This window comes from Streptomyces sp. NBC_00316, from assembly GCF_036158715.1.
Taxonomy (GTDB): domain Bacteria; phylum Actinomycetota; class Actinomycetes; order Streptomycetales; family Streptomycetaceae; genus Streptomyces.
On record NZ_CP108023.1, the window covers coordinates 4,820,564 to 4,836,973 of the forward strand.

General features: G+C 68.5%; 16 protein-coding genes. 4 read left to right on the top strand and 12 right to left on the bottom strand.

The genetic code is table 11. From position 1 onward, the window contains the following. Positions 1–6: 6 nt before the first annotated feature. The 7 genes from OG878_RS21390 to OG878_RS21420 all read right to left on the bottom strand — a co-directional run bounded on the left by OG878_RS21390 (position 7) and on the right by OG878_RS21420 (position 5,865). Positions 7–1,557, bottom strand: a complete 1,551-nt coding sequence (locus OG878_RS21390; protein ID WP_328888264.1) for an SCO6880 family protein — start codon at positions 1,555–1,557, stop codon at positions 7–9. Beyond that, positions 1,554–2,924, bottom strand: a complete 1,371-nt coding sequence (locus tag OG878_RS21395; RefSeq protein ID WP_328888265.1) for a hypothetical protein — start codon at positions 2,922–2,924, stop codon at positions 1,554–1,556. The genes OG878_RS21390 and OG878_RS21395 overlap by 4 nt, the downstream gene beginning before the upstream one ends. After that, positions 2,914–3,789 carry a hypothetical protein gene (locus tag OG878_RS21400; protein WP_328888266.1) on the bottom strand — a complete coding sequence of 292 codons (876 nt, stop codon included), beginning with the start codon at positions 3,787–3,789 and terminating at the stop codon, positions 2,914–2,916. Before OG878_RS21400 ends, OG878_RS21395 begins: the two co-directional genes overlap by 11 nt. 184 nt (positions 3,790–3,973) lie before the next feature. After that, entirely contained in the window at positions 3,974–4,288 is a 315-nt protein-coding gene (locus OG878_RS21405) for a hypothetical protein (protein WP_030924923.1), read from the bottom strand. A gap of 287 nt (positions 4,289–4,575) precedes the next feature. Continuing rightward, positions 4,576–4,827: a DUF397 domain-containing protein gene (locus OG878_RS21410; protein ID WP_328888267.1), complete on the bottom strand. Its 252-nt coding sequence runs from the start codon at positions 4,825–4,827 to the stop codon at positions 4,576–4,578. Then, positions 4,820–5,008, bottom strand: coding sequence for a DUF397 domain-containing protein (locus OG878_RS21415; protein ID WP_328888268.1), 189 nt, complete (start codon positions 5,006–5,008; stop codon positions 4,820–4,822). The genes OG878_RS21410 and OG878_RS21415 overlap by 8 nt, the downstream gene beginning before the upstream one ends. Positions 5,009–5,019: 11 nt before the next feature. Further along, on the bottom strand, positions 5,020–5,865 hold the full coding sequence (locus OG878_RS21420) for a helix-turn-helix domain-containing protein (RefSeq protein WP_328888269.1): 846 nt from the start codon (positions 5,863–5,865) through the stop codon (positions 5,020–5,022). Between the two features lie 203 nt (positions 5,866–6,068). Between OG878_RS21420 and OG878_RS21425 the strand changes: the two genes are divergently transcribed. Then, positions 6,069–6,533 carry an ATP-binding protein gene (locus OG878_RS21425; RefSeq protein WP_328888270.1) on the top strand — a complete coding sequence of 155 codons (465 nt, stop codon included), beginning with the start codon at positions 6,069–6,071 and terminating at the stop codon, positions 6,531–6,533. Between the two features lie 75 nt (positions 6,534–6,608). Here OG878_RS21425 and OG878_RS21430 read toward each other — a convergent pair whose 3' ends face one another. Next, complete coding sequence (locus tag OG878_RS21430) at positions 6,609–7,343, bottom strand: TetR/AcrR family transcriptional regulator (RefSeq protein ID WP_328888271.1); 735 nt, start codon at positions 7,341–7,343, stop codon at positions 6,609–6,611. A 122-nt stretch (positions 7,344–7,465) separates the two neighbouring features. On the opposite strand from OG878_RS21430, the gene OG878_RS21435 reads away from it, so the two are divergent. Next, positions 7,466–8,965: an MFS transporter gene (locus OG878_RS21435; protein WP_328888272.1), complete on the top strand. Its 1,500-nt coding sequence runs from the start codon at positions 7,466–7,468 to the stop codon at positions 8,963–8,965. A gap of 70 nt (positions 8,966–9,035) precedes the next feature. Here OG878_RS21435 and OG878_RS21440 read toward each other — a convergent pair whose 3' ends face one another. From OG878_RS21440 to OG878_RS21455, 4 genes are all read right to left on the bottom strand, one after another. After that, positions 9,036–9,620: a DUF4328 domain-containing protein gene (locus tag OG878_RS21440; protein WP_328888273.1), complete on the bottom strand. Its 585-nt coding sequence runs from the start codon at positions 9,618–9,620 to the stop codon at positions 9,036–9,038. A 171-nt stretch (positions 9,621–9,791) separates the two neighbouring features. Next, positions 9,792–10,856, bottom strand: a complete 1,065-nt coding sequence (locus OG878_RS21445) for a type III polyketide synthase (RefSeq protein ID WP_328888274.1) — start codon at positions 10,854–10,856, stop codon at positions 9,792–9,794. A gap of 596 nt (positions 10,857–11,452) precedes the next feature. Next, complete coding sequence (locus OG878_RS21450; RefSeq protein WP_328888275.1) at positions 11,453–12,658, bottom strand: cytochrome P450; 1,206 nt, start codon at positions 12,656–12,658, stop codon at positions 11,453–11,455. Between the two features lie 275 nt (positions 12,659–12,933). Then, the gene (locus tag OG878_RS21455; RefSeq protein WP_328888276.1) at positions 12,934–13,944 is read right to left on the bottom strand and encodes a DUF1259 domain-containing protein; all 1,011 of its coding nucleotides are present in this window, start codon (positions 13,942–13,944) and stop codon (positions 12,934–12,936) included. Positions 13,945–14,220: 276 nt separating this feature from the next. On the opposite strand from OG878_RS21455, the gene OG878_RS21460 reads away from it, so the two are divergent. Both OG878_RS21460 and OG878_RS21465 read left to right on the top strand, forming a co-directional pair. Beyond that, positions 14,221–14,616 carry a hypothetical protein gene (locus tag OG878_RS21460; protein ID WP_328888277.1) on the top strand — a complete coding sequence of 132 codons (396 nt, stop codon included), beginning with the start codon at positions 14,221–14,223 and terminating at the stop codon, positions 14,614–14,616. After that, on the top strand, positions 14,613–16,409 hold the full coding sequence (locus OG878_RS21465; RefSeq protein WP_328888278.1) for an alpha/beta hydrolase: 1,797 nt from the start codon (positions 14,613–14,615) through the stop codon (positions 16,407–16,409). Before OG878_RS21460 ends, OG878_RS21465 begins: the two co-directional genes overlap by 4 nt. Position 16,410: the final 1 nt, after the last annotated feature.

A 16,410-nucleotide genomic window follows, 5' to 3' on the forward strand; every position in this document is an offset into this window, starting at 1 on the left:
TCTCGGTTAGCGACGGATGCCGGTGGCGAACGGCAGGGTGTTCACAAAGGCGCGGTGGTGCTCGCGGTCGCACCACTCCAGCTTCAGATACGACTTGCCGGCCGAGGCGCGGATCGTCCGCTTGTCACGGGCGAGGGACTCGGGAGATCGCGACGACACGGTGATGTACCCCACGAGGTTCACTCCGGCCGCCCCGCTCGCGAGATCTTCACCCCGCTGGTCCAGCCTGCCGTGGGCGGCGATGTCGCGCGGGTCGACGGTCCGGTTCATCTTGGCCTGGCGGCTGGCCTCGGCCTCGTCGTTCGTCTTCTCGGTGAGCATGCGCTCGATGGCGACCTCGGTGGGTTCGAGGTCCATGCAGACGGCGACCGTGCGGATCACATCGGGTGTGTGGACGAGGAGCGGGGCCAGGAAGTTGACGCCGACGGGCGTCATCGGCCACTCCTTCACCCAGGCCGTGGCGTGGCACCAGGGGGCGCGGGTCGCCGATTCGCGGGTCTTGGCCTGCAGGTACGTCGGCTCGACGGCGTCCAGCTCGGCGGGCCAGGCGTTGCGCTTCGTCATCGCCTGGATGTGGTCGATGGGGTGGTCGGGGTCGTACATCGAATGCACCAGGGAGGCGAGCCGGCTCTGGCCGAGCGGCTGGCGCACCCGGATGTCCGCCTCGGCGAGGCGGGCGCAGATGTCGGTCAGTTCGCGTGCCATGACGACGGCGAGGCCGGCGTCCCGGTCGAGCTTGCGGCCGGCCTGGGGGCGGGCGGCGCGGGCCATGGCGTTGGCCTCGGCGGCGAGTTCGCGTCCGTAGTGCATGCATGCGACGAGGTAGGCGCGGTGCTGTTCGCTCGAGGTCGAGACCATCGACTGGAGCTGGTCGTACGACTCCTGCAGCCAGCCCGGGGCCGCCTGGTCGCCGCGCTGGGCGACGTCCTTGGCGTGGGCGTCGGGGTCGGCGGGAAGGGTGCGGGCCAGCATCTGAATACGGGTCACGAAGCCGTCGCCGTTGGCCACATGCTTCAGCAGCGTGCCGAAGCGGTCGACCAGTGCCTCCTGGTCCTCGCTGTCGCGCAGTCCGACGCCGGGACCCTCGATCTCGATCGCGGCGGTGACGGTGCGGCGGTCGGCGTGCAGCAGTACGGCGATCTCGTCCGGGCCGAAGGGCGCGGCCAGCCAGCTGATCCGTCCGATGCCGGGGGGCGGGCCGATCTCGACCTCGCGGCCGTCGGCCCGTACGCCCGCCTCCATGGCTGCGGACCGGTACGTCGTGCCTCGGCGGAGAGACCGCTTGAAGCTGCGGTTGATCTCGAACCACTTGTAGAAGGTGCGGTGCTTGTACGGGACGTACACCATGGTGAGCGCCAGCAGCGGGAAGCCCGTGAGGAGCACGATCCGCAGGGACAGGACGGGGACGATCAGCCCGCTCATCATGCCGAGGAACGCGCCGACGATGATCAGCGCGATCTCGCCGGTCTCGCGGTTCTTGCCGACGATCGCGTTCGGCCGGGCCCGGCCGATGAGATACGTGCGGCGGGGCGCGACCGGATGGGACTGGGTCGTCAACGCCCTCCACCTCCTGTGCGGTTGGTGCCTGAGTTACCTGATCCGCCGCGCGGGCTGCGGCTGCTGTGGGGGGTGCCGGCGGTGGGGCCGGACCCGCTGCGGGGCGGAGGTGCGGCGGAGGGGACAGATCCGCCGCCGACCCCGCTCCCGCCGGGGTTGCGGGAGCTGTGCGCGGCCACCCCGCCGCTGACCGGGTTGGCGGGCCGGCCGCCGGTGCCGCCTCCGCTGTTGTCGGCGCCTCCGCTGCGGCTGCTGTGGGTCTTGATGCCCTGCGAGACGAGAGCGGCCGGCGAACTGATCAGGGCGGCGGCCTGGGCGCCGTCGGTGGCCTGCTTGCGGTTGGTGCGGGCGCCCTGGATCTCGTCGCCGAAGCCGGGTACGAAGCGGTAGATCATCGCCGAGGCGAAGATCGCGAGCAGGATGATGGCGAGGCCGGAGACGACGGCGGAGAACGCGTTCGGGCCGCCGTCGGAGGAGAGCGCTCCGGCCAGCCCGAGCACGATGACGATGACCGGCTTCACCATGATCACAGCGATCATGATGCCTGCCCAGCGGCGGACGTGACCCCACATGTTCTTGTCGACGAGTCCGGAGTAGACGACGACACCGAGGAGAGCGCCCACGTAGAGCAGCGCGGCCCGGATCACGAGCTCGAGCCAGAGCACGCCCGCGGCGAGGATCGAGACGAGCGAGACGACGATCAGCATGATCGGTCCGCCACCGATGTCCGAGCCCTTGTTGAGCGCCTCGGCGAACGACCCGAAGAAGACGTCCGTCTGCCCGCCGGAGGACGACGCGATGACGTCGGTGACACCGTCGGTCGCCGAGACGACCGTGTAGAGGATCAGCGGCGTGAACGCGGAGGCGAGCACGGTCAGCCAGAGGAACCCGACGGCCTCGGAGATCGCGGTGGCCACCGGGACGCCGCGGATGGCGCGCTTGGCGACGGCGAGCAGCCAGAGGACCAGCGTGAGGAAGGTGGCGGCGGCGAAGACGACCGCGTACTGCTGGAGGAACTTGGGGTTCGTGAAGTCGACGTTCGCGGTGCCCTTGACCGCTTCGCTGAGCTTGCCGACGATCCAGGCCGCGGCGTCGGCGCAGCCGCGGGCGAGGGAGGAGAGGGGGTCGAGGGCGTTGGTGGCGTCGTCGGGGGAGACGGTTTTGGGGCTGCCTGCGTCGCCGTTCTCGCAGTAGTCCTTGGCGAGCCCGACGATGAGGTCGCACGCGTTGTTGCTCTTGCTCGGTGACGGGCTCGGAGTGGGACTCGGTGCCGCGGCGGCGTTGGAGGCCAGCAGGATGACTGCCGCTGGGAGGCTGCCCAGGACGGTCGCGAGCGGGATCGCGTGGGGGCGACGGCTATCGGGCATAGGTGAAGCCTCCGTACTGCTCAACCGCACCGGCGATTTCGTCCGCAGTCGAGGCCCTGTTGCCGCCGCTGACCGGCGTCGGGCCTTCTTTCTGGTTCGACGACTCAATTTTCCAGTCGTTCGCGACCCACTTCAGGTGCTCCGTGATGGTGAACCAGGTCTCAGTGACAGGCTTGGTGGACCCTTGCCCGGCCATCCCAACAAGGCCTGTGCACCACACCTCGACGGTGGCCGTCTCGTTGCTCTGATCGACCACCTTGGTACCAACCGGCACCGTCCGGGACACGAACGTCAGTCCACTGGGCGTGCTGCCGTCCTCGTTCAGGCCGACGTTCTTGAAGAGGCTTGCGGAGTAGGCCTTGTCCATGTCGGTCTGGAGACGGCCGACGACCGCCGGGTCGTGGGTAGCCTGCAGGATTTCCTGGCGTGAGGTGGCGTTGAACATCTCAGCGGAGCCCAGCGCGACCGCGTAATTCGTTGCCGCGCTCTGCGCCCCCTGCTCGTTGTGCGCGAACCCCGACGCGATCGTGCCGTTCTTTCCCGTCACCGGCTTCGTCCCCGTCGCCGCCGTCGGGGCCGCGCCCGCCTTGCTGTCGCCGCTCCCGCCGGCGCCCGAGGCGTCGTCGTCCGTGCCACCGCCCATGTTCGCGAATGCGATGGCCGCGAGGAGCAGAACGACCACGCCGACCATTGTCACCAGGGACCGTGAGCTGCGGGCCGGCCGACGGGTGCCGCTGTAGCCGTCGCTGTCGCCCTCGGCGAATCGGGTACGGGTCTGGCGCGTACCACCGAGGGTGCTGTATCCATCATCCGTACGGCTTGAACCGGAATCGCTGCCGTAGCCGTGACCGTCACCATGACTCATACCGCGTAGGCCCCCTCAACCGTGTGCGATTCCGCGTAGTACGACGGTAGCCGTGCTGGTTCCCGCGTGAGTGCGGTGTGGTGACTCGACATCAGGGAGACACAACCTCTGCCGGTGGGCACGACGGACGGATGGTGTGGAAGGCGGATGCGGTGGAGGGAGCTCCGATCAGGCCGATGGGTGGCTAGATGGCCATGCCATAGACGATGGTGAACAGGGTCCCGAGCGATCCGATGATGAACACACCGGTCAGACCGGCAACAATCAGACCCTTGCCCTGTTCGGCGCTGAACGTGTCGCGCAACGCCGTGGCACCGATGCGTTGTTTGGCCGCTCCCCAGATGGCGATGCCGAAGCAGAGCAGGATGGCGACGGCCATGACGACCTCGATCATCACCTTGGCTTCGTCGCCCAGGGCTCCGAACGGCCCCCACTTGGGCGCGATGCCGTTGATGATGGTGCTGATGCCGCCCTTATCAGTGTCAGCTGCCAGGACCATGTAAGTCACCGCCCCTGTTGGGTAGTTCATGCCCCTGCCACATGGCACGGGTCACCCTCTATCTTCGCTGATGAAACCGCTCTCGCACGACGACTTGGCGGCTCTCTTTCCTCGGACCCCGCACGTTTGACCGGTTCGACCGCCCTGACCTGCGGATCGAATCGGTGTGTGACCGAACACGTATGGTTACTCTGTGTATCACGGAGCGTGACCCCGAGCAATGATCGGCATCCCGCCACCCTGGCCGGGACGCACTTCGTGGGCCGAAAGTGCGAGGTGACGGGCGATCAGGAGGGAGCGTCCGAGCCCGCTCCGTCGAGCTCCGCGAAGTGGTCGAACTCGCCGGCCGTCACTCCCCTGGTGAAGGCATCCCATTTCGTCATGGTGGTCGTCACGACGTTTCCGGGGTCGCTGGTCTCCCGTAGATAGACGAACTCGTCCGGCCCGAATGCCACCTCGATCCAGGGGCCGGGCCCCTGTTCGCCGTCGGGTGCGGCGCGGATCCAGCGGAGGTCGGCCGGGATCGCCGGGTCAGCCACGGCAGGTGCCGTCCTTGACGGTTTGGATGAGCGCGGCCCAGGCGGTGGGGGTGGTGCGGAGTATCGCTCCGCTGGGATCGCCGCTCTCGGTGACGTTGATCGTGCCGTGATGGGCGGCGACGTGTACGCAAGAGTTCCCCTGGGCGCAGTAGGAGGACTTCTGCCAGGTGGGAGCGTCCATCGTGGATTCCTTCACAGGCTGCGGGCGATGTTGTGGATGAAGTCTCGCGAACGGTCGGCGTCGAGCGCTGTGGATTCCATGCGGCCGAGGAGTACGCGGTACTTCGTCAGCTGAGCCTCGGCGTCCAGGAAGACGGGCCCGTGCGACTGGTCGAGATTGACGGTGTCGAGCTGAGGTACCGGCCCGAAGAAGTAGTAGATCGACTGACCGGACCCGGCGAAGGTTCCCGCGGAAAACGGAATCACGTGGAGGGTGATGTGCTCTCGCTCGCCCATGTCGAGTAGGTGCCGAAGCTGTTGCCGGGTCACCGCTGCGCCGCCGAACTGCATCCGCAGCGCGGCCTCGTGGACGACTGCCTGGTGTGGCGTCGGTGACTCGCGGAACAGGACTGCCTGTCGCTTGATACGAAAGGAGATGCGGTGCTCGATGTCGGGCGGCGACAGCTCCGGAACGTCCTGGCGGAAGACTTCGCGCGCGTATTCCGCGGTCTGGAGGAGGCCGGGAATGTGGACGGTGACAGCGGTGCGAAGCCGGTGCGCATGGTGTTCGATCTCGGCCAGATCGAGCAGGGGGGCGGGCAGGATCTCCCGGTACTCCTCCCACCAGCCGCGCGTACGGTCGGCGGTCATCTCGCTGAGCGCTGTGATGAGGCCCTTGTCCGTGCAGTCGTAGTGGCAGGCAAGCGTGTGTACCCGCTCGGGGCTCACGCCGACGCGACCGGCCTCCATGTTGCTGATCTGGTTCTGTTTCACACCCAGCAGTCGACCGGCCTGGGTGGCGGTGAGGCCTGCGCGCTCGCGGAGCTTGCGCAGTTCGCCGCCGAAGCGGAGTTGACGACCCGTTGGGTTGGTTCTCACGGGCGGGTTCGCCTCCTTGAGCGGCTGGTCACCCACACGGGTGTCAGTTCATGGATTCTCTGGGAATCGGTTAACACGTTAGCCGTGAATCGCTACGTTGATGCTCAGGCCTTCGCCCGGAAGTACCCCGCTCGACGGAGCGGCCTCGTCACCGGGCAATCGGAAACGCACGATCCAACTTCCCTCCGTGATCGGAGACTTCCATGGTCCTGGCCACCGTAACGCCGCCCTGGGCGTACACCCTCCAACTCCCGCAAGATCCCCGGGCTCCCGGTATCGCCCGTGCCACTCTCCGTTCCGTGCTCCGGGTGCATGGCATGGGGGATCTGATCGAGACCGCTGAACTGATCGCGAGTGAACTCGTCACCAACGCGTACCTGCACTCCTCGGGCCCGTACTCGCTCCGGCTGCGCGACGCCGGACGGCACCGGATCAGGCTGAGCGTCTGGGACACCAACCCGGACATCCCGCCGCCGTTCCGGGGTGGCGCGCATACCCCGTCGGCGCTCGCCGAGCGGGGGCGGGGGCTGCACCTCGTCACCCTGTGGGCGGACAGCTGGGGCGGGTACCCGTTGCACGGCGGGCTGCCGGGGCACGGCGGGAAGCTGCTCTGGGTGGAGTGCGCATGGCGGCCGGGTGGGGGCGCGCTGTACGGCGTTCAGGACTGAGGCTGCCCGAAGTGCCCTGTGGTGTCGGGCGGTTCATGGCGGGCGAGGTGGTCGACCGTGACCCGCCGGTCGCGATCACGCCGACGGCGAACCCTGGTTCGGGAGCCGCATGGCCAGGCCGTCGAGGACGACGTCCAGGCCGTAGGCGAACTTGTCGTTGCGGACCTCGGCGGGGTTGGGGGCCGCGGCGGCGTAGGAGCCGGCGAGGTGCTCGTGATCGGCCGCGGCGCGCTGGGCGGCAGGCATGAGGCGGGCGATGAAGGCCGCCTCGGTCTCGCCGGAGCGGGCGACCGTGGTGAGCCACGCCGCTTCCGTGGTGCTCATGCCGATGACGTAGGAGAGGACGGTGTCGATCGCGCGGCTCGGCTCGGGGAAGCCGGCGGCCGTGAACAGGGCGGCCAGTCGCTCGGAGAAGGACATGAGGTTGGGGCCCAGGTAGGCGAGGCCCGCCTGGCCGAGGACCGAGGCCAGCCACGGGTGGCGCAGGGCTGTCGCGCGGAAGGACCGGGCGGCCTCGGTGGTGGCGGCGCGCCAGTCGGGACTGCCGGCCGAGGGGACGGCGATCTCCGCGAAGGCCTCGTCCACCGCGAGCTCCATCAGCTCGTCCTTGGTGGCGACGTGGCGGTAGAGGGAAGTGGCGCCCGCGTTCAGGCGCGCCCCGAGCTTGCGCATGCTCAGCGCCTCGATGCCCTCGGCGTCCAGCATGGCGATCGCCTCGCGAACGATCGCGGCCCGGCTGAGCGTGGGCTGATCGGGCTCGCTCTGCTGCCGGGCCCACACGGACGGGATCGGGTTCGTCTTGGCGGCCATGGCGCTCCTTAGTGCGTACACCGTTCGCATCCAGCGTACATGAGTGAGGCTTGCGCACGCCGTACCCATCTGCGTACAGTGTTCGCATCGAAGGAACAGTGTGCGCAGCCGAAGGGAAAACCATGGAAACCCGCAACCCACGCCGCTGGTGGATCCTCATCGTGCTGTGCCTCAGCTCGCTGGTCCTGGTGGTCGACAGCATGGCGCTGACCGTCGCGTTGCCGGCGATGGCCGAGGACATCGGCGCGAGCGCCCAGGACACCCAGTGGATCCTCGACTCCTACATCCTGGTCTTCGCCGGGCTGCTGCTCACCTCGGGCAGCCTCGGGGACCGGTTCGGCCGACGGAAGATCATGATCATCGGCCTGCTGCTCTTCGGGGTGGCGTCACTGGCCGCGACGTTCTGCACGAACCCCGGCGAAGTGATTGCCGCGCGGGTCGCGATGGGGGTCGGCGGGGCGCTGATCATGCCCTCGACGCTGTCGATCCTCATCACCGTCTTCGACGACGAGGAACGCGGCAAGGCGATGGCGGCGTGGAGCTCGGTGTCGATGCTCGGCCTCGTCGGCAGCCCGGTGCTCGGTGGCGTGCTGATCAACCACTTCTCGTGGCACTCGATCTTCTTCATCAACGTCCCGGTCGTCGCACTGGCCGTCCTGGCGGGTCTCACCCTGATGCCGGAGTCGAAGGGGCCGTGGCAGAAGCCCGACCCGCTCGGCGCGGTGCTGTCCGCGGCCGGCATGACCGCCCTGGTCTGGTGGATCATCGAGCTTCCGCAGCACGGTGCCTTCGGCGGACGGTCGACGGTCACCCTGGCCGTCGCGGTCGCCGCCCTCGGCGGGTTCGTGGTGTGGGAGAACGTCACCTCCGCGCCGATGGTGCCGCTGGTCCTGTTCAAGCACCGCAACTTCAGCGGCGGCTCACTGTCGCTGACCCTCGTCCAGATCGGCAACGGCGGCCTGCTGCTGGTGCTCACCCAGTACCTGCAGTTCGTCCTCGGCTACTCGCCGGTCAAGGCGGGCCTCGCGTTCGTACCGCTGGCCGTCACCGCGCTGGTCGGCAACCTCGCGGGTGCGGGGCTCGCCGCCAGGACCGGCAACCGGCTGCTGGTTCTGGCCGGGATGCTCGTCATGGCCTCGTCCTTCGCGCTGCTCACCACCGTCTCGGCCGACACCGCCTTCGCCGTCCCGGCGATCGCGCTCGGCCTGCTCGGACTCGGCGCGGGCCTTGCGATGCCGGCCGCGGTCGGCGCGCTGATGGGCACCATTCCGGCGGACAAGGCGGGCGTCGGCTCGGCCCTGAACGACACCATCCAGCAGGCGGGCACCGCGCTCGGCATCGCGATTCTCGGCTCGCTGCTGTCGAGCGGATTCGCCCGTGAGATGTCCGCCGACGCACCCGAGCAGGCGAAGCACTCGATCGCCGGCGCGCTGGCCGTGGCCCACGGCGACACCGGCCTGATCCAGGCCGCCCGGGACGCCTTCACCGCCTCGATGGCGACCACCTTCACGGTCGGCGCGATCGGCGTCGTCGCCGCCGCGGTCCTGGCCGCCCTGGTCATGCGCGACGCCGAGCCCGAGCCTGCCGCGGACCCGGCGGGCGAGGCCGAGCTCGTCGCCTGACCTCGGGCGGGAAGGCCGGTGCCCCTGTGGGTGCCGGCCTTTCTGCCGTTGCCGGAGACCCGGCACCGGTTCAGCGGACGGCTGGTGCGTACGTGGTCACGGCGCTCGTCTGGGCGACGGTGATCCGCTGGATGACCAGGACGAGGAGTACCGCGGCGATCAGATACAGCGCCTGGCTCGCCGCCGACACGACGACGGAGCCGGCGTAGGCCGAGGAGGCGGCCATCATGGCTCCCACCATGTGCGCGATCCACGCCGCCCACCAGGCGTTGATGAGGGTGATGGTGGTGTCCGGGGCGGGGTCGTGGCCGATGGCTCGATGGATGTCGAGGGCGATGCGGCGAGGCCGCCACCACATCAGCACCGGAGTGAACCAGGCGCCCACCGCCCAGCCCGGCGAGTGGGCGAACGGGCCGACCGACAGTGCCTGGGCGTTGTACCGGCATCGGCGGAACCAGAGGAGGAAGGTGATGAGCGTGGCGATCCCCACGACGAAGGAGACCGACAGGTAGCGGGAGTAGAAGAGCCCGTGGTCGGTCGCACTGAAGAGCCTCGGCCGCATGGGGTCGAGCAGGGCGTACAGCCCTATGAGGATCTGTGCGGCCCGGGCGAGCGACTGAGGGGTGCTGGGTATGGCACGGGGTGATCTTGTCATGGCCGGTGAATGTAGCCCAGAGGAGGACGTCACCCCGGGTGGTGTCGATCTTCGGGGACGGCCCCCGGTCCACAGGCCGGTGACGGTGCCTGAGGGCCGGGGGCCGGAGGTGCTGTGGGTGCCGGGTCTCCGGTCACGTTGCCGGATGTGCGTACCCCGCCGATGTGCGGATCACGCCTCCGCTTCGGGCTCCGAGGTCCAGCTGCCCAGGGAGATCTCGGCGGTGATGCCCGGGCCGAAGCCGGCCATCATGCCGCGTTGGCCGTGGAGGGTCGATGCCTCGTCGAACATCCGGCCCAGGGCGTCGAGCACCACCGCGCTGGCAATGTTGCCGTACTCGGTGAGTGTCGCCCGGCTGAAGCGGAACGCCTCGGGCGGAACGTCGAGGAAGCGGCTCAGGTCGTCGAGGATGCGCGGCCCGCCTGCGTGGATGATGTAGAAGTCCATTTTGCTGGCGTTCCATTGGTGCTGTTCCGCGAGGGTGCTCAGGGCCGGGGCGAGTGGTTCCATGGTCCCGGGCACGCGCTTGTCGAGCTGGAAGTGGAAGCCCGTGGACCGGACTGCGTAGGAGATCCAGTCCTCGGTGTCCGGGATGACGTACGAGCCGTTCCGTTCCAGGCGGATCCCGGTGCCGCCCCTGCCCCGTACCGCGACGGCTGCGATTCCGTCGCCGAACAGGCCGTTGGACAGCAGGGATCCCACGCCCAGATCGGTGGGCTGGTAGCAGAGCGAGCAGAACTCGCAGGCGACGATGAGCACGTTGGCGTCGGGGTGTGCCGTGCAGAAGTCGTGGGCCCGGTTGACGGCCGCACCGCCCGCGGCGCAGCCGAGTTGGGCGATCGGCAGTTGCCGTGTCTCCGGACGGAAGCCCATCTTGCCTATGAGCCACGCCGTCGGCGGAGGCATCATGAAGCCGGTGCAGGAGACGTAGATGATCAAGTCGATCTGTGACGGCTCGAGTTCCGCCTGGTCGAGTGCCTGGCGGACGACAGCCGGCACGCGGTCCTTGGTCTGCTGCTCGTAGATGATGCTCCGAGCGTCGAACCCCGGATGTTGCAGCACTTTTTCGATCGGCTGGATCAGGTGCCGCTTCTGCACACCGGTGTTTTCGATCAGGCGCAGTACGAGACCGAGCTGCGGATGGTCGCCGTGCAACCGTTTTGCCAGTTCGAGCGTTTCGTCGTTGGTGATGACGTACTCGGGAACTGCGATTGCCGGTTTGCAGAGTACCGCCATGGATCTCCTCCTAGCGGACGGTGGTCCACACGGCCGGGCCCTGCCGGTACGGGGGCATGCGGTCGACGACAGCAGCCACCACGGCGCCGCGCGGGTCGGCGCGAAGCCTGTTGTCTTCGGTGGTTGCGGTGCCGGGTTCGATGCTCCTGGAGTGGGCGCGGACGGGCCGACCGACGAAAGACCAAGTTCTCACCGTGTGGGCAGATGTATTTCCGCCTCACCTCGGCTGGCCTCCGCATCACGCTACGGCAGGCGCATGAGGGTCGCATGTCGGGCAGAACGCGCTGTCGGCCCGGCCCGGAATATGCCGGATTCCGTCGGCTCGGCGAGGGCGACGCGGGGCTGGTGGCGGGCCTTTCAGGACCGCCGTGGGGCGATGACAGCCCTTTCCTCAGCCACAGTGAGCCGGGCTCCGGGATCGGGTGCTGTCCCAGTTGTCCCGCCCGCGCACGGTGCCCCGCTGTCCCCGGCGGTGCGTTCCGCGGCCGGCGGGACGCACCGCACTTCACCTGATCGGCGCCTCTCCTGTTGCGCCTTCCCGGCCGGCCGTGTCCCGGCCGGCCGGGAGGGGCCGGTGCCTCGTCCGGGTACCGACGTCACCAGGTGACAGGCAGTGCAAGCGGATAGCGCCAGATCGACGTCTTGTTCCACCGCACTTCCTCGGCCGGCTTCGCGAGCTGCAGGTCCGGGAAGCGCTCCAGGAGGGTGCCGAGCGCGACCTCGAGTTCCGTGGCGGCGAGCGGGGCGCCGAGACAGTGATGGCCACCCCAGCCGAAGGTCATATGGGACGGACCCGTGCGCTCCAGATCCAGCTCGTCGGGACGGTCGAACTTCCGTCCGTCCCGGTTGGCTGTCAGGTAGGAGACGTGCACCACGTCGCCCGCCCGGATCTTCACGCCGCTCAGCTCCACGTCCTCCATGGCGATGCGGGGGATGCCGACGCCCTTGCGGAAGGGGATGAAGCGCAGCATCTCCTCGATGGCCTGCGGGAGCATCGCGGGCTCGGCGCGCAGCATGGCGAGCTCCTTGGGGCGGGTGAGCAGGGTGTAGGCGAGGTTCCCGATCTCGTACGTGGTGGTGTCCTGGCCGGTGATGAGCAGGACCATGGCCATGACGGCCAGTTCCTTGTCGTTGAGGAGCTCGTCCCCGTCGCGGGCGGTGGCCAGCGCGCTGATCAGGTCGTCGCCCGGGTTGGCCCGCCGGTCCGCCGTCAGCGTCGTGAAGTAGGCGCGGAGATCGGCCTTGGCCCGTACCGCGTTGTCCTTGTTGTCGATGGTGAGGTCCATCATGGTCCGCGCATGAGCCCGCAGTTGTGCGCGGTCGGCCTCGGGAATGTCGAGGACCTCGCAGATGGTGGTCAGGGGAAGCGGGGCCGCCAGGTGCTCGAAGAGATCGGCGGGGGAACCGTGCTCCTCCATCCGGTCCAGCAGCTCGTCCACGACATGCTGGGTCCGTGCCCGCATGCGTTCCATGTGGCGCGGCGCGAAGCCCTTGGAGATCAGGCTGCGCAGGCGGCTGCTGGCCGGCGGGTCCATCACGTTGATCGCCTCGTCCTGAACGATGGGTTCAGGAGTCATGCGGGGGAAGTCGGTGCCGATGATGGCGTTGCGGCTGAAACGCCGGTCGGTGGTCACCGTGCGCACGTCGTCGTAGCCGGTGACGAGCCATGCCTCACCCTCACCGTGGGGGAGCACGATGCGGGCTACGGGTTCTTCGTTCTGCAGTTGTCTGAGCACCGGGTCGAATTCGAGGGCCTCGGCGTAGTCGAACGGACAGTCACGGGCGGTGGAGACTGGTTCCATACGGAGCTCCAGATATGGGTTCTGAGGGGTGATTCAGTACCTACCGCAATGAAGCAGGGCATAGGTATGTCGTGGGTACCCGATCGACCGCCGGGACACTCACCGCTGTGCGGCAATTGGCCCCATAGGTCCCTGTGAAGCGGCCGCGGCCCGCCCCCGGTGAACCCCTGCGGGGCCGGTGGGGGCGGGCGGCCGACAGCGAGCGGTGCCACTGACAGCGAGGGGCAGTCACCGGCAGCGCGGAGACGCCGTGGCGGCCATGCGCTGCCTGCTCGTCATACTCCGCTGGTTGGCACGACGTTGGTGGCTTTCACCGCGCGGCCCAGCGCTCTGGCGAGCTTGACGGCGTCGCCCACGGCCCAGAAATGGGTGAAGAACAGGCGGGGGCTCTCCGTCAAGTGGTGGTTGTGCAGTTCGACGAGCTTGATCCCGCCCCGTCGCAGGGCCCCCAGCACGTGCTGGACCTCCTCGGCGAGCATGACGCAGTCGCCGCTGAGCGCGGCCCGGCCGCCACCCAGCGGCTGGAAGATGAACGCACTGGTCGCGCCCAGACCGGAGGGCAGGACCAGATGGCCGTCGCAGATCGTCTCGCGACGGGCGAAGACGGCCTTGTAGACCACGCCGTCGCTGGAACCCTTGGCGCCCAGCGCGGCGTCGATTGCGGCAGTGTTCAGGGCGACGGGGCGCGGCGGGCCGGCCGGCTTGGCCGGCGGGATGCCGGTTCTGTCGAATCCCGCGCGCAGGCCGCGTGCCAGGGCCAGTTCGTCACGGCCGTGTCCGTGGACGTGGACCCACCAGATGTCGGGGTGCTGGGAAGGCAGATGCTTGTGGAGCGCGGTCTGCGCGATTCCGTGTTCCTGCCAGGCGTCGATCACATGCTGCAGTTCCCGCTCGGTGACCGCCACGTCACCCATGCACATCGTGGTGCCGTCGGCGTAACGGACGAAGGCCACGTGCGCGCCCAGGGCGAGCGCCGGTGTGATGGCGACTCCCTCGGCGACGACATGGAGATCGTCGCGGGGGAAGGGTGTGTGGTAGGTCGTTCCCCGCAGCAGGTTGCCGCTGCGGCCCAGCACTTTGGCCACGCCTGCCCAGTCCGACATACGGGTGGTCAGCGGCTTGACCATCTTCTGCTTTCGCGACCCGGTCATCCCGCCGGGCATCGCGCCGGCCGCAGCCGGCGAGATGGCCGCCAGTGTCGGCGCCAGTGCGGCTGCGGTGAGAATGCGCCGCCGCGACGTGGCCCACCGCGGGTTGGTGTCCTGCTGTTGGTCTCCAGTCATCATCTGATTTCCTCCATGGCGAGATGGAACCATGCGGAATGGTAAGAAACGTGATATCTCGCCATCGAATGGGACTAGATGGGCTATGCGTGTTCTTTCGGGCCAGGTCGGGGGCGTTGGCGGGGGATGACGGCCCATCATTCGGGTGAATGCCGCGGCGGGTGCGGCGGGCGTACACCCTTGCAATTCGGGGCCGTACGCCTGTGACGGGTGCTGATGCGGCTGGCATGTCGGGTGTCCCGTCTTTGGCACAGTGCCGCTCCACGATCAAGGAGCGGGGTGAGCGGCGTGGCCGTGGTGAGCGGGCAGAGGCTGAGTGATCTGGGTGGGGCAGGAGGGGCCGGCGGTGGCTGTGGCCGGGACGAGCTGAGACACAGCGACGGTCCCTGGCGGCGGGCCGCCGGGGGAGCGGAGGCGGTGCACACGCTGCTGGGGCCGGTGAAGTCCGAGCTGGGGACCGCGCACGAGGGCGTGGTGACGGGGACCGCCGGACTCGGTGCACTGGCCGAGCTGGGCGCCGTACGCGAGTCGTGGGAGCGGCGGTTCGAGGCCGCGCGGGACGAGTGCCGGAGCCTCGCCGGGAAACTGCGGGACGTCGCGCGGGCGCAGGGCGAGACGGACGAGGCCGTGAGGTCGTCCTTCGCACCGGTCGCAGGGCAAAGGGGCGGCCGATGAGCTCCACGCTCACGTGGGCGCAGTTACGGGACCTGAAGTGTGCCGAACTGGAAGGCGCCGCCGACGGGTGGGGCCGGGCGAGCAACCTGGCCGACGCGGGCCGGGACCACATCGACAAGCAGCTGCTGAACGCGTTGCGGGGCACGCAGCAGGGCGAGGCGGCGGACGCGGCGGTGGGGCGGCTGCGGCAGTTGGGCCGGAACTTCCAGTACGTCTACACGGAGTGCGGACTGCTCCGTACCGCGCTGAACAGCCTGGCGCACGAGTTGAGGGCCCAGCAGCGGGCGTTGCGGGAGGCGCTGGACGACGCGGATGCCCTGAGGCTCACGGTGCACGCGGACGGCTCGGTGACGTACCCGGAAGCGGGCGAGGGCCTGATCGACGGGAAACCGCTGCCGGGCGGGACGCTGACGGGCGGCGGGGTGCCGGGGGTGCTGCCGGCGTCGGGGCTGGTCGCGCCCAACCCGAACGCGGCGAAGGCGCAGGACATCGCGGACCGGGTGCAGAAGGCCGTACGGACGGCGGCGGAGATCGACTGGCGGTACACACGGATCCTGCGGAAGTTGAAGGCCGAGGACGGCCTGAAGGTCCCGGACGCCACCTGGACGGACGCGGCGGCGGACGCGGCCTCCGTACGGGGCGCGGCGCGCGGGTACCTGAAGGACGCCATCCCGCACAACGCGAGTCCGGCTGAACGCAAGGCGTGGTGGGCCGGGCTGACCCAGGAACAGCGGGAGGAGTACCTCGCGGTGTACCCGGACCAGATCGGCAACCTGGACGGGATCCCCGCGGTGGTACGCGACGCTGCGAACCGGGACAACCTTCAGTTGCTGATCGGGAAGCTGGAGGGGCAGGGCGACGAGAAAGCGGAGACGCAGCTGGCGGGGCTGCGGGAGATCGACCGGCAACTGAACGATGGCCGGAAGCCGCCGATGTATTTGCTGGGGATCGGGGACGAGGGGAATGGGCGGGCGATCGTCTCGTACGGGAATCCGGATACGGCTCGGAATGTGTCGGCTTATGTGCCGGGGCTGGGGACATCGTTGGATGAAGAGTTTGCGAAGAACGATCTCAAGCGTGCGCGAGATACGGCGATTGGAACTCAGCGCCACGATTCGTCCAGCGCTGCGATTGTCTGGCTCGGGTACGACGCGCCACAGGCGCCGGTCGATGATCCCCTGGGGAGCTTTGCCGTTGCGGGCGATGAAAGGGCTGAAAAAGGTGGAACGGCCTATAACGGCTTCATGAGGGGCTTGGTAGCCACGAATGAGAACGAGAACCCACATCTGACTGCGATCGGTCACTCCTATGGTTCGCGCACTGTAGGCGCTGCGACGCAGCAAGGTGGCGGGATCCCCGGGGTGGACGACATCGTCTTGGTTGGCAGCCCAGGGGTGGGCGTGGACCGAGCGGAGGATCTCGGGGTGGGGAAGGGTCACGTCTTCGTTGGTGCTGCCGAGCACGATGTGGTGACAAAGCTCCCTTCCAAGCAGCAGGCCGCCGCCGGCGCTATGGGACTGGCTGTTGGCGGGCCGACCGTTGCCTACCTGGCTGGAGATATTGCTGACCAGGGAGACGACGATCTGTGGTTCGGAAAGGACCCGGCGAGTAAGGCCTTCGGCGCAAGGCGTTTTCATGTGGATGAGGGTCCACAGCTGGTAAGTGGTGATGGTTTGTCTATCGATGCACACTCTCAGTATTTCGACCCGGAGCGAAATGCTGTATCGGCGGACAGCATTGCTCTAGTTGCTGCAGGGCAGTCTCGCGAACTCAAGATGGAGGAGTTGCGATGAG